Source organism: Leisingera aquaemixtae, from assembly GCF_001458395.1.
GTDB classification, from domain to species: domain Bacteria; phylum Pseudomonadota; class Alphaproteobacteria; order Rhodobacterales; family Rhodobacteraceae; genus Leisingera; species Leisingera aquaemixtae.
Genome location: NZ_CYSR01000002.1, coordinates 101,348 through 113,674, shown reverse-complemented (window position 1 = coordinate 113,674; position 12,327 = coordinate 101,348). Strand labels below are relative to the sequence as shown.

Sequence of the window (12,327 nt, the reverse complement as noted above, 5' to 3'; positions counted from 1 at the left end):
GGTTTGCCTCCGGCAAAACGGGAGGGCGCTTACGCACCCCCCAGGCTCGGGCGCTGCCCTCAGCTTTAAAACTCGACGCCCTTCTGCGCTTTTACCCCGGCGCGGAACGGGTGCTTGATCTGGCCCATCTCGGTGACCAGATCGGCAATCTCGATCAGTTCCTCCTTGGCGTTGCGCCCCGTCAGAACCACGTGGGTCATCGGCGGCTTGTGCTCCACCAGGAACTCCAGCACCTCTTCCAGGTCCAGATACTCATAGCGCAGCGCGATGTTGATCTCGTCCAGAAGCACCATGGTGTTCTTCTCGTCCAGGATCATCTCCTTGGCCTTTTCCCAGCCCTTCTGCGCGGCGGCAATGTCGCGCGCCTTGTCCTGAGTCTCCCAGGTGAACCCCTCGCCCATCGCATAGAACTGGCACAGATCGCTGAAGTTCTCCTCGATCAGCGTCCGCTCGCCGGTCTGCCAGGCGCCCTTGATGAACTGCACCACGGCGCAGGGCATCTTGTGGGCGATGCAGCGCATGATCATGCCGAACCCGGAGGAAGACTTGCCCTTGCCCGGCCCGGTGTGGACGATGATCAGGCCCTTCTCGCCCTCCTTGGTCTTCATCATCCGGTCGCGCGCGGCCTTTTTCTTGGCCATTTTCGACGCGTGACGGGCGGCTTCTTCCTCTGAGATGCCGGTTTCAGACTTTTCGCTCATGGGGGCTCTCCAGCTGTTTGACCCCATGTCTTGACAAAGAAGGGCGCGATAGCGCAAGGGGGTTTCGCTGGTTCCTGCGAAAGCAGGCGAAGAGGGAATGTGAAGGCCGCCAAATTTCTTTGGAGACCCGAAGCACAGCCGCCCCCGCGACCGTGACCGGATGAGGCCGCCATGCCACTGGGAGAGACCCCGGGAAGGCAGGATGGCCGGCAAGGCCCGCGCCTTGGCATCCGCAAGCCGGGAGACCTGCCAGCAACAGAGAGAACAACGGGCGGGCGGGGTGTTCCGCGACCGGTTGAGGGGCTGGCACGCTGCCGCCCCCCTTTCGGCCATCCCGCACGCCTGCCGCGACAGGAGACGCGCCGATGGCTGACGATATGGCAGGCAAGACTGCCAGCACCCCGGGACCGGTCACGCTGACCGTTTGCCTCACCTGCCGCCGCGAGGGCGCCGACCCGGAGGGGGCCCGCCCCGGCGCCATCCTGCACGCCGCACTGGCAGAGGCCGGAATGCCCGAAGGCGTCGCCTTGCGCGGCGTCGAGTGCCTGTCCTCCTGCAAGCGCGGCTGTGCTGTCGCCCTGATCGGCGGCGCCGAGCGCTGGACCTATGTCTACGGCGACCTCGACCCGGACCAGCATGTCCCCGAAATCCTGGAAGGCGCCGCCGCCTATGCCGCTACCGCCGACGGCGTGGTGCCGTGGCGCGAACGCCCGCAGACCTTCCGCAAGCAATCCGTTGCCCGCATCCCGCCGGCCAAGTTCTTCTCCGAGGAGTAATCATGAGCGACCTCAACAAGATCCCCGTCACCGTCATCACCGGCTTCCTCGGTGCGGGCAAGACCACCCTGATCCGCCACCTGATGCAGAACCCGCAGGGCAAGCGTCTGGCCGTGGTGGTCAATGAGTTCGGCACCGCCGGCGTCGACGGCGACATCCTGAAGTCCTGCGCGGATGAGAACTGCCCGGCGGAAAACATCATGGAGCTGGCCAACGGCTGCATCTGCTGCACCGTGGCGGATGACTTCATCCCCACCATCGAACAGCTGATGAACCTGCCGGAGAAGCCCGACCACATCGTGATCGAAACCTCCGGCCTGGCGTTGCCCAAGCCGCTCTTGAAGGCCTTTGACTGGCCCGCCATCCGCTCCCGCATCACTGTGGACGGCGTGATTGCCCTGGCCGATGCCGAGGCGGTCGCCAAGGGCCAGTTCGCCCCCGATCTGGACGCGGTGCAGGCCCAGCGCGAGGCGGATGACAGCATCGACCATGAAACCCCGCTGTCGGAAGTGTTCGAGGACCAGATCTCCTGCGCCGACATCGTTCTGCTGTCCAAGGCCGACCTGGCCGGCGACGCAGGCGTCGAGAAGGCCCGCGCCGTGATCGAGGCCGAGGCGCCGCGCAAGCTGCCGATCCTGCCGATGAGCGAAGGTGTCATCGACCCGCGCATCATCCTGGGCCTGAACGCCGCTGCCGAAGACGATCTGGAGGCCCGCCCCAGCCACCACGACGGCCACCACGACCACGAGCATGACGATTTTGAAAGCATCGTTGTCGAAATGGGTGAAGTCTCCGACCCCGAAGCGCTGCAGAATGCCATCGTGAAACTCGCCCGCGAACGCAACATCCTGCGCGTCAAAGGCTATGTCGCGGTGGAGGGAAAACCGATGCGGATGCTGGTTCAGGCCGTGGGCGAGCGCCTGCGCGCCCAGTACGATCAGCCCTGGGGCGCGCAGCCGCGCAAGACCGCCCTGGTGGTCATCGCAGAGCATGACGATATCGACGAACAGGCCATCCGCGCCGAGCTGGGGGCCTGAAGCAAGTGAAATTGAAGCGTCAGAAATTGAACGGTCCAGCCCGGCGGCACGCCGGGCAGCGCCCGTCCCGCCCCCGTCAAACCGAAGGTTTGCCTTCGGCAAAACGGGGCGGGCGCTTCGCTTCCTGCCCCGCCGGGCCGGGCGCTGCCCTCCCCGCTACCAAACGACCTTACAGGCAGGGAGCCTGACCGATGCACGTCGTCTTCCGCGAAAGCCACGGCCTTGACGAGACCGACACGCCGCAGGACCTCGGGCAGACGCCCGGCGATCTGGTGGTGCTGTCGTTTTCCGACAGCGATCTCGGCGCCTTCGCGGCAGGCTGGCACCGGGCAGACGGCAAGCTGCCCTCTCTGCGCCTCGCCAACCTGGTGGCGCTCAAGCACCCGCTGTCGGTCGACGTCTACGCGGAACAGACGCTGGAGGGCGTCAAGGGCGTTCTCGTCCGCCTGATCGGCGGCGAAAGCTACTGGTCATATGGCCTCGCCACGCTGCAGGACCTCGCCCGCCGCAAGGGCATCGCGCTGGCCATCCTGCCCGCAGACGGGCGCGAAGATGCGCGGCTGGATGAGCTGTCCACCCTGCCCGTCTCCACCCTGCGCCGCCTGCAATCCCTGTGCGACGCCGGCGGCGCGGTGGCAGCCCAGGCAGCACTTGCCCAGCTGTCGCTCGCCGCTGGCCTTTACGCAGGCCCGGTCCTCGGCCTCAAATCCATGCCCGAGCACGGGTTTTACGACCCGGACAAGGGCGTGCTCGCGGACCTTCCGCCGCAGGACAGGCCGCTGGTGCTGGTCAGTTTCTACCGCTCCTACCTCACATCCGCCGACACCGCGCCGGTGGACGCGCTGATCGAAGAACTGCGCGCCCGCGGCTACGCCGCCTTCGGCGCCTTTGCCGCCAGCCTTAAGGCGCCCGCGGCTGCGGACTGGCTGCGCGCCAAGCTCCCGGAGTTGACCCCGGCCGCAATCATCAACGCCACCGCGTTTTCGGCCCAAGGCACCGACGGCAGCGCCTCGCCGCTCAGCACCACCGGCTGCCCGGTGTTCCAGGTTGCCGTCTCAACGGCCCGCAGGAAAGACTGGCTTGAGGCCGGCCGCGGCTTGTCGCCCGCCGACCTTGCCATGCATGTCGTGCTGCCCGAGGTGGACGGCCGCATCTTCGCAGGCGTCGTCAGCTTCAAGTCGCCGGGCAGGAAAGACCCGGACCTGCAATATTCCCGCTTTGCCCACCGCGCAGACGCGGACCGCATCAGGGCTGCAGTGGACCGTGTGGAGGGCTGGCTGCGCCTCGCCAAACTGCCGAATGCAGACAAACGCCTTGCACTGATCCTCTCCACCTACCCCGGCCGCGACCACAACCTCGCCCATGCGGTCGGGCTGGACGCACTGGCCTCCTGCGACGAAATCCTGCGCGCGCTCTGGGATCAGGGCTATAGCGTCGAGCCGCAGGAAAACACCGGTCTGCGGCTGATGGACGAGACGCTGAGTGTCCCGCTGGAGGACTACAAGGCCGCCCTCGCCGCCCTGCCGCAAAACCTGCAGGATACCTTGGCCGAGGCCTGGGGCCGCCCGGAAGAAGACCCAGACTGCCGCGATGACGCCTTTCAATTCAAGGCCTTGCGCGCTGGTGAAGCGCTGATCGCACTGCAGCCGGAACGGGGTGAAGTGAAAACCCGCGTCGACGATTACCACGATCTCGACCGCACCCCGCGCCACGCCTATGTGGCCTTTTACCTGTGGCTGCGCGCCCAGACCGACGCCCTCGTCCACATCGGCGCCCACGGCACCCTGGAGTGGCTGCCGGGCAAGGCGGTGGCGCTGTCGGATACCTGCTGGCCTGAGGTTCTGACCGGCCCGCTGCCCGTCGCCTACCCCTTCATCGTCAACGACCCGGGCGAGGCCGCCCAGGCCAAGCGCCGCATCGGCGCCGTCACCATCGGCCACCTGCCGCCGCCCTTGGCGCAGACCAATTTGCCCGAGGGCATGGCGCGGCTCGAAAGCCTGCTGGATGAATACTCCACCGCCGACGGCCTGGATCCTGCCCGTCGCGACCGGCTGATCGGCGACATCCGGGCCGAGGCCCAGGGAACCGGTGTGGAAGCCGACCTGGGCCTCACCCCCGACACCTCGCCTGCCGAGGCGATCACCCGCATCGACGCCTTTGTCTGCGACATCAAGGAAAGCCAGTACGGCGAGGGGCTGCACATCTTCGGCACCGGCCAATGCGGAGCAGAGGAACGCGCCGGGCTGATCGCCGCGCTGGACGGCAGGATCGTCACCCCCGGTCCCTCCGGCTCGCCGTTCCGCGGCCGCGCCGATGTGATCCCGACAGGGCGCAACCTCTTTACCACCGACCCGCGGGCGGTGCCGTCGCGGGCGGCGCATGCGCAAGGGGTCAGGCTGGCGGAAGAGCTGCTGCGCCGCCACCTTCAGGATCACGGCGACTGGCCCAAGGGGCTGGTGATCGACCTCTGGGGATCCGCCACCATGCGCACCGCGGGCGAGGAGTTTGCCATGGCGCTGCATCTTGCCGGCCTCGCACCCAAGTGGGATGAAGGCTCCGAGCGCGTCTCCGGCTTCGAGGTGCTGCCGCTCTCGATGCTGAGCCGCCCGCGCATCGACGTGACCCTGCGTGTCTCCGGCCTGTTCCGTGACGTCTTCCCGGGCCTTGCCCAGATGTTCGAAAGTGCCGCCGCTGCCCTCGCGGCCCGCGAGGAGACCCAGGCGGACAACCCCTATCTGATTGAGACGCCGCGCGTTTTCGGCCCCAAGCCGGGTCAGTATGGCCTCTCAATGAACCCGCATCTGGACGACTACACCGACGCGGCCCGCCAGGCGGCGGGCGAGGCGTGGCTCAACGCCTCCTCCCACGCCATCGACGCCAAGGGCGAAATCAGCGACGCCCGCGAAGCGCTGGAAACCCGCCTGCAAGGCGCCGACAGCTTTGTGCACCTGCAGGACCTGCCGGAAACCGACCTGCTGGTCGCCTCGGACTACGCTGCCCATGAAGCGGGTTTTGCCGCCGCCATGGCGCGCATTGGCCAAGCCGCCCCAGCGCTTTACCACCTCGACGCGACCCGGCTTGACAAGCCGCAAGCGCGCTCCTTGGGCGAGGAAATCGCCCGCGTCACCCGCGCCCGCGCCGCCAACCCGGACTGGGCCACCTCGATGATGAACCACGGCTTCCGCGGCGCCGCCGAGATTGCCGCGACGCTCGACCACATGGCCGCCTTCGCGCATCTGGCGCAGGTGGTGCAGCCGCATCTGTTCGATCTCTACTTCGAGGCCACCCTGGGCCGGGAGGATCTGGTGGCGTTCATGGAGCGCGAAAATCCGGAGGCGCTCGCCGCCATGCGCGACCGCTTCCGCGCGCTGTTTGACGCAGGCCTCTGGAGCACGCGTCGCAACTCGATCATGGCAGAGCTGGAGGGCGCCGCATGAGCGGCTCGCCCGAACCCAAGGTCTATGGCTGGTGCCCCGGCGCTTTGCGGCCGATGATGTCCGGCGACGGGCTGGTGGTGCGGGTGCGCGCGCCTTTGGGTAAACTGACCGTTACACAGGCGCGCGGCGTGGCAAGGCTGTCTGAGGAATTCGGCAACGGCCTCCTCGACATCTCAGCCCGCGCCAACCTGCAGATGCGCGGCATCCGTGAAAACGCGCATGGGACGCTGATCGAAGCCTTGCGCGATCTCGGCCTAATCGACCCTGACGCCAGTGCCGAAGCCCGCCGCAACGTCCTGCTCGCCCCGTTCTGGGCAGAGGGCGACGACACCCATGCCATCGCCACCGATCTCAGCACCGCGCTGACCGGGGCGGCAAACCTCACCCTGCCCGGCAAGTTCGGCTTTGCCGTCGACTGCGGCACGGAACCCGTCCTGCAAGACACCGCCGCCGATATCCGCATCGAACGGTCCGGCGGCACTCTGATCCTGCGCGCCGACGGCGCCGGGACTGGCCTGCCCGTTACACGTGAATCCGCCGTTGCCGAAGCCCTCGCCCTCGCCCGCTGGTTTCTGGAGCAAGGCGGCGCGCCGGAGGGACGCGGAAGAATGCACCGTCTCATCGCGCGCCGCGGGCCTCCGGCAGCGCATGCCGCACCGATGGCAAAGGCCAGCTTCACCGCAAGACCCGGCCCCTTCCCCGCAGGAACTCTTGCCGCTTTGGAGTTCGGCCAGATGCCCGCCGCCACGCTGGCGCAGCTGGCAGGCCACGGTCCAATCCGCTTCACCCCCTGGCGGATGCTGCTGGTGGAAGGTGCCAAAAGCCTGCCGCCCCTGCCCGGCCTGATCCTGGACGCCACGGATCCGCGCCTGCAAGTGGTCGCGTGCACCGGCGCGCCCGGCTGCCTGCAGGCGCTTTCCGCCACCCGCGATCTGGCGCGCGACCTGGCGCCGCATGTCCCCGCAGGGGCCAAACTTCATATCTCCGGCTGCGCCAAGGGCTGCGCCTGCCCGGGCACCGCGCCACTCACGCTGACGGCCACCGGCAAAAACGAATTCTCCCTGATCCGCAATGGCACCGCCGCGGATCAGCCGCTAAAGACCCGCCTGAGCGCCGGCGCATTGCGCGCCGCTCCCGAACTTCTGAAAGAGGGCAACTGACATGCTCCACACCTATGAAACCAACGGCGCCGCGATCTACGCCGAAAGCTTTGCCACCATCCGCCGCGAGGCTGACCTGGCCCGCTTCAACAAGGACGAGGAAAGCGTTGTCGTCCGCATGATCCACGCCGCCGGCATGGTAGGACTGGAAGAGCACGTGCGGTTTTCCGAGGGCATGGCCGAAACCGCCCGCGCTGCAGTTGCCAACGGCGCGCCGATCCTCTGCGACGCCTATATGGTCTCCGAAGGCATCACCCGCCCGCGCCTGCCTGCGGACAACGAGGTGATCTGCACCCTGCGCGACCCGAAGGTGCCGGAACTGGCCAAGGAAATGTCCAACACCCGCTCGGCGGCCGCGCTGGAGTTGTGGCGCCCGAAACTGGCGGGCGCCGTGGTTGCCATCGGCAACGCCCCCACCGCGCTGTTCCACTTGCTGAACATGCTCAAGGACCCGTCCTGCCCCCGCCCCGCCGCCGTCATCGGCTGCCCGGTGGGCTTTGTCGGCGCGATGGAATCCAAGGAGGCGCTGATGCAGGACCTGCCGGTTCCGTCAATGATCGTGAAGGGCCGCCTGGGCGGCTCCGCCATCACCGTCGCCGCCGTGAACGCGCTGGCGAGCTGGAAAGAGTAACCGATGGGCAAAGTCATCTGCGCGGGGCTTGGCCCCGGCGACCCCGACCTGATGAGCGTGCGCGCGCACCGGCTGATCACTGGCGCGCGCCACATCGCTTATTTCCGCAAGGCCGGCCGCCAGGGCCAGGCCCGCGCCATTGTCGAGGGCATGCTGGCCGAGGGCGTCACCGAACACGCGATGGAATATCCAGTCACCACCGAGATCCATTTCTCGGACCCCGAATACAACCGGGTTCTGGCGGACTTCTATGACCGCTGGGCGGAGACCCTGGCGGAGATCGCCAAGGGCGAAGACGTGGTGGTGCTGTGTGAGGGCGACCCGTTCCTCTACGGCTCTTACATGCACCTATATACCCGCCTGCAGGGCTGCGCCGAACAGGAGATCGTGCCCGGGATTACCGGCATGTCCGGCTGCTGGACTGCCTCCGGCCAGCCGATCACCTGGGGCGACGATGTGCTGACCGTGGCGATGGCAACCCTCAGCGAGGATGAGCTGGCCAAGCGCGCGGCTGAGACCGACGCGCTGGTAGTGATGAAGATCGGCCGCAACCTGCCCAAGCTGCGCCGCGCGCTGGAACGGGCGGGCCGCGCGGAGGACGCCTGGCTGGTCGAACGCGGCACCATGCCCGGCCAGACCGTGCAGAAGCTCTCGGAGATCGACGGCGAGGTGCCCTATTTCTCCATCGTACTGGTTCACGGACAAGGGCGCCGGCCATGAAACTACCGCAAAACGGCTGGGTGGTGATCGCGGGCCTCGGCCCCGGCAACGAGGCGCTGGTGACGCAGGAAGTGCGCGACGCCATCAGCGAAGCCACGGATATCGTTGGCTATATCCCTTACGTGAACCGCGTTGAACCGCGTGAGGGCCTGACCCTGCACGCAACCGACAACCGGGTCGAGGTGGACCGCGCAACCCACGCGCTGGAAATGGCCGCCGCGGGCAAACGGGTGGTGGTGGTGTCCTCCGGCGATCCGGGAGTGTTCGCCATGGCCTCCGCCGTGTTCGAAGCGCTGGAAAGCAACGCCGAACGCAACCCTGAGTGGCTGGATCTGGACATCCGGGTGCTGCCCGGCATCACCGCCATGCTGGCCGCCGCCGCCGCCATCGGCGCGCCGCTGGGGCATGATTTCGCTGCCATCAACCTCAGCGACAACCTGAAGCCCTGGAGCCTCATTGAAAAGCGCTTGCAGCTGGTCGGCGAGGCCGGGCTTGCGATGGCGTTCTACAACCCGCGCTCCAAGTCGCGGCCGCATCAGTTTGCCCGCGCGCTGGAGATCCTGCGCGAGGCCTGCGGCGCGGAGACGCTGATCACCTTTGCCCGCGACGTGACCAAGCCGGGACAGGAGCTGCTGACCGTGCCGCTGAAGGACGCGACGCCCGAGATGGCCGACATGCGCACCGTGGTCATCGTCGGCAACCGCGACACCCGCCGGGTCGGCAGCTACGTATACACCCCGCGCTACGCCGCTGAGGGTTAATCTGCGGGATGCGACAGCCAGGCCATCACCTCTGCCACGCTGCCCATGACGGGACGCTGAGGCACCTCGGGTCTGCCGATCATGATGACCGGCAGGGCGAGATTGCGCGCGGCGGTGAGTTTGGCTGCGGCGCCCGCGCCGCCCGCGTTCTTGGCGACCAAATGGGTGGTGGCGTGGCGCTGCATCAGCGCGGTGTCGCCCGCCGCATCAAACGGCCCGCGGGCGATCTCGACCGTGGTGTGCGGCAGCGGCAGGGGCGTTTCCGGCGCGTCCACCAGCCGCAGCAGGTAGTGGTGCTGGGGCTTGGCCGCGAAGGCCGCAAGGTTCTGCTTGCCGATCGCCAGGAACACTCGCGCCGGGGTATCAGGCAGCGCGTTGACGGCCTCTTCTATGCTGTCCGTGTGCAGCCATTGGTCGCCCTCCCCCGCCTGCCAGGCCGGGCGTTCGAAGGCGCACAGCGGCACACCCGCCGCCTCGCAGGCGTGGACCGCGTTGGAACTCATCTGTGCGGCAAACGGATGGGTTGCATCGACCACATGGGTGATGTTTTCGGCCTCCAGGTAAGCCGCAAATCCTTCTATGCCGCCGAAGCCGCCGACGCGGGTGGGCAGCGGCTGGCTGACGGGATGCGCGGTGCGGCCCGCGTAGGAAAACACCGCATCCATACCCGCCCCGGCCAGGGTCTTGGCCAGCGCCGAGGCCTCGGTGGTGCCGCCCAGAAGAAGGATGCGAGTCATGTCTGATGACCTTTCAAAACACTGGCTGACAATCATTGGTCTGGGCGAAAATGGACTGGAAGGCCTCAGCGATGCAAGCCGGAAGGCGCTGGCAGAGGCTGAAGTGATATTCGGCGGCCCGCGGCATCTGGAGCTGGCGGACGCAGGCAGCAAGGGCCAGCCCTGGCCGGTGCCGTTTTCCATTGATCCGGTGCTGGAGCTGCGCGGCCGCAAGGTGGCCGTTCTGGCCTCGGGCGATCCGTTCTGGCACGGCGCCGGCGGCTCGCTGGCGCGGCATCTGGAGGCGGGCGAGTGGGTCTCTCACCCCGTTCCCTCAACCTTTGCGCTGGCGGCGAACCATCTGGCCTGGAAGCTGGAAGAGGTGCTGTGCCTCGGCCTGCACGCGGCACCTTATGCGCGGCTGCGTGCGCTGCTTGGGAATGGCACGCGTGTGATCTGCACCCTGCGCGACGGTGCAGCACCTGCGGAACTGGCGGAGTGGCTGACGGCAGAAGGGTTCGGCGCCTCGCAGCTGACCGTCATGGAATGCCTGGGCGGGCCGCGCAAGCGGGAGCGCTCCGCCACTGCCCAAGGCTTTGATCTGCAGGGCATTCAGGCGCCTGTTGCCGTGGCGGTTGAAGCCCTTGGCAACAAAGGCCTGCCGCAGGCCTCCGGCCTTGCGGATGATCTCTTTGCCAGCGATGGGCAGATCACCAAACGCCCCATTCGGGCGCTGACCCTGTCGGCGCTGGCACCGCGCGCGGGAGAACTCCTGTGGGATATCGGCGGCGGCTCCGGCTCGGTTTCGGTCGAGTGGTGCCTGGCGGCGCGTGGGGCGCGGGCCATCACCTTTGAGCCGCGGGAGAGCCGGCTGGAAAACATTCGCGCCAATGCCGCCGCCTTTGGGATTGAGCACCGGATGACCGCTGTGCTGGGCAAGGCGCCCGCCGTGCTGGAGGGCCACCCGCTGCCCGATTGCGTGTTCATCGGCGGCGGCGGCTCGCAAGCGCTGCTGGATCACCTGTGGGCGCTGCTGCCCGAAGGCACCCGGCTGGTCGCAAACGGCGTCACGCTGGAGACCGAAACCCTGCTGATGCGCGCCCATGCGGAACGTGGCGGCCACCTGCTGAAAGCGGAGATCGCCGAAGCCGGCCCGCTGGGCACCATGCGCGGCTGGGAACGCGCCCGGCCCGTCATCCAGTGGAGCGTCACCCGATGAAGGTGGCAGGCATCGGGTTCCGCAGCACGGCCACGGCGGCGGATTTGCAGGCGGCGCTGGCGCTGACCGGGGAGCGGGTGGATGCTGTCGCCTCCATCGCAGAGAAGGCCGAGACCCCTGCCATGCAGGAGTTCGCGCGCAGCATCGGCCTGCCGGTGATTGCCTTGCAGGAACAGGATATTGCCGGAGAGCAGACCTTGACCTGCTCGCCCCGGATCAAGGCGCGGTTCGGCACCGGGTCGCTGGCGGAAGCCGCGGCGCTGGCGGGCGCGCGCCATGGGGTGGATGGCGCACGCGCGCGCCTGCTCGCCCCCAGAGTTGTCACCGCGGATGGGCTTGCCACCGCGGCCATAGCAGAAAGACTTGAGCCATGACCGTTCACTTCATTGGCGCCGGACCGGGCGCTGCCGACCTTCTGACCTTGCGCGGGCGCGACATCATCGCCGCCTGCCCGGTGTGCCTTTACGCAGGTTCGCTAGTGCCGGAGGAAATCCTGAGCCACTGCCCGGCGGACGCGAAAATCGTGAACACCGCGGCGATGGACCTGGATGCCATCGTGGCAGAGATCAAGGCGGCGCATGAGGCGGGCCAGGACGTGGCGCGGCTGCATTCCGGCGATCTGTCGGTGTGGTCCGCGATGGGCGAGCAGATCCGCCGTCTGAAGGCCGAGGGCATCCCGGTCAGCGTCACCCCCGGCGTGCCGTCCTTTGCCGCTGCGGCTGCCGCACTGGGCACCGAACTGACCTTGCCCGGCCTTGGCCAGTCTGTGGTGCTGACCCGCACGCCGGGCCGCGCGTCCTCGATGCCCGAAGGCGAGTCGCTGGAGAATTTTGCGCGGACCGGCACCACGCTGGCGATCCACCTGTCGATCGGCAATCTGGATCACGTGGTGGACAGCCTGACGCCGCATTACGGCGGTGATTGCCCGGTCGCCGTGGTCTACCGCGCCAGCTGGCCGGATCAGCAGATCATCCGGGCAACGCTGGAGACCCTGAAGGACTCGCTGGACGAGAAGATCTCCCGCACCGCGCTCATTCTGGTGGGGCCGGTGCTGAAGGGCGAGGGCTTTGACGAAAGCTGCCTCTATTCCGCCGACTACGACCGCCGCTACCGGCCGCAGAGCGCCGACAGCCCGTGGTCGAGCTGGAGCCATGGGGACGATTGAGGCC

At 67.7% G+C, this 12,327-nt stretch carries 12 protein-coding genes and 1 riboswitch; of the genes, 10 read left to right on the top strand and 2 right to left on the bottom strand.

The genetic code is table 11. The annotated features are described in order from the left end of the window. Nucleotides 1-65 precede the first annotated feature (65 nt). Complete coding sequence (gene cobO, locus PHA8399_RS00610) at nucleotides 66-701, bottom strand: cob(I)yrinic acid a,c-diamide adenosyltransferase (RefSeq protein ID WP_058284283.1); 636 nt, start codon at nucleotides 699-701, stop codon at nucleotides 66-68. Nucleotides 702-752: 51 nt separating this feature from the next. Beyond that, a riboswitch (cobalamin riboswitch) is annotated at nucleotides 753-969 on the top strand. A 97-nt stretch (nucleotides 970-1,066) separates the two neighbouring features. On the opposite strand from cobO, the gene PHA8399_RS00605 reads away from it, so the two are divergent. The 7 genes from PHA8399_RS00605 to cobJ all read left to right on the top strand — a co-directional run bounded on the left by PHA8399_RS00605 (nucleotide 1,067) and on the right by cobJ (nucleotide 9,223). Next, nucleotides 1,067-1,477, top strand: a complete 411-nt coding sequence (locus PHA8399_RS00605; protein ID WP_058284282.1) for a DUF1636 family protein — start codon at nucleotides 1,067-1,069, stop codon at nucleotides 1,475-1,477. Nucleotides 1,478-1,479: 2 nt separating this feature from the next. Next, nucleotides 1,480-2,514, top strand: a complete 1,035-nt coding sequence (cobW, locus tag PHA8399_RS00600) for a cobalamin biosynthesis protein CobW (protein WP_058284281.1) — start codon at nucleotides 1,480-1,482, stop codon at nucleotides 2,512-2,514. Nucleotides 2,515-2,705: 191 nt separating this feature from the next. Continuing rightward, nucleotides 2,706-5,951 (top strand): cobaltochelatase subunit CobN, encoded by a 3,246-nt coding sequence (gene cobN / locus PHA8399_RS00595; protein ID WP_058284280.1) that lies wholly within the window; start codon nucleotides 2,706-2,708, stop codon nucleotides 5,949-5,951. Further along, on the top strand, nucleotides 5,948-7,111 hold the full coding sequence (gene cobG / locus PHA8399_RS00590) for a precorrin-3B synthase (protein ID WP_058284279.1): 1,164 nt from the start codon (nucleotides 5,948-5,950) through the stop codon (nucleotides 7,109-7,111). The genes cobN and cobG overlap by 4 nt, the downstream gene beginning before the upstream one ends. Nucleotide 7,112: 1 nt before the next feature. Next, the gene (locus PHA8399_RS00585) at nucleotides 7,113-7,742 is read left to right on the top strand and encodes a precorrin-8X methylmutase (protein ID WP_058284278.1); all 630 of its coding nucleotides are present in this window, start codon (nucleotides 7,113-7,115) and stop codon (nucleotides 7,740-7,742) included. 3 nt (nucleotides 7,743-7,745) lie between these two features. Then, the gene (locus PHA8399_RS00580) at nucleotides 7,746-8,462 is read left to right on the top strand and encodes a precorrin-2 C(20)-methyltransferase (RefSeq protein WP_058284277.1); all 717 of its coding nucleotides are present in this window, start codon (nucleotides 7,746-7,748) and stop codon (nucleotides 8,460-8,462) included. Then, nucleotides 8,459-9,223, top strand: a complete 765-nt coding sequence (gene cobJ / locus PHA8399_RS00575) for a precorrin-3B C(17)-methyltransferase (protein ID WP_058284276.1) — start codon at nucleotides 8,459-8,461, stop codon at nucleotides 9,221-9,223. The genes PHA8399_RS00580 and cobJ overlap by 4 nt, the downstream gene beginning before the upstream one ends. On the opposite strand, the gene PHA8399_RS00570 is transcribed toward cobJ, so the two are convergent. Further along, the gene (locus PHA8399_RS00570; RefSeq protein WP_058284275.1) at nucleotides 9,220-9,960 is read right to left on the bottom strand and encodes a cobalt-precorrin-6A reductase; all 741 of its coding nucleotides are present in this window, start codon (nucleotides 9,958-9,960) and stop codon (nucleotides 9,220-9,222) included. The two genes, cobJ and PHA8399_RS00570, sit on opposite strands and share 4 nt — an antisense overlap. On the opposite strand from PHA8399_RS00570, the gene PHA8399_RS00565 reads away from it, so the two are divergent. From PHA8399_RS00565 to cobM, 3 genes are read left to right on the top strand one after another with little or no spacing between them, the layout of a single operon-like run. Then, complete coding sequence (locus PHA8399_RS00565) at nucleotides 9,959-11,158, top strand: bifunctional cobalt-precorrin-7 (C(5))-methyltransferase/cobalt-precorrin-6B (C(15))-methyltransferase (RefSeq protein ID WP_058284274.1); 1,200 nt, start codon at nucleotides 9,959-9,961, stop codon at nucleotides 11,156-11,158. The genes PHA8399_RS00570 and PHA8399_RS00565 overlap by 2 nt on opposite strands. After that, the gene (locus tag PHA8399_RS00560) at nucleotides 11,155-11,532 is read left to right on the top strand and encodes a cobalamin biosynthesis protein (RefSeq protein WP_058284273.1); all 378 of its coding nucleotides are present in this window, start codon (nucleotides 11,155-11,157) and stop codon (nucleotides 11,530-11,532) included. Before PHA8399_RS00565 ends, PHA8399_RS00560 begins: the two co-directional genes overlap by 4 nt. Then, complete coding sequence (gene cobM / locus PHA8399_RS00555) at nucleotides 11,529-12,323, top strand: precorrin-4 C(11)-methyltransferase (protein ID WP_058284272.1); 795 nt, start codon at nucleotides 11,529-11,531, stop codon at nucleotides 12,321-12,323. Before PHA8399_RS00560 ends, cobM begins: the two co-directional genes overlap by 4 nt. Nucleotides 12,324-12,327 lie beyond the last annotated feature (4 nt).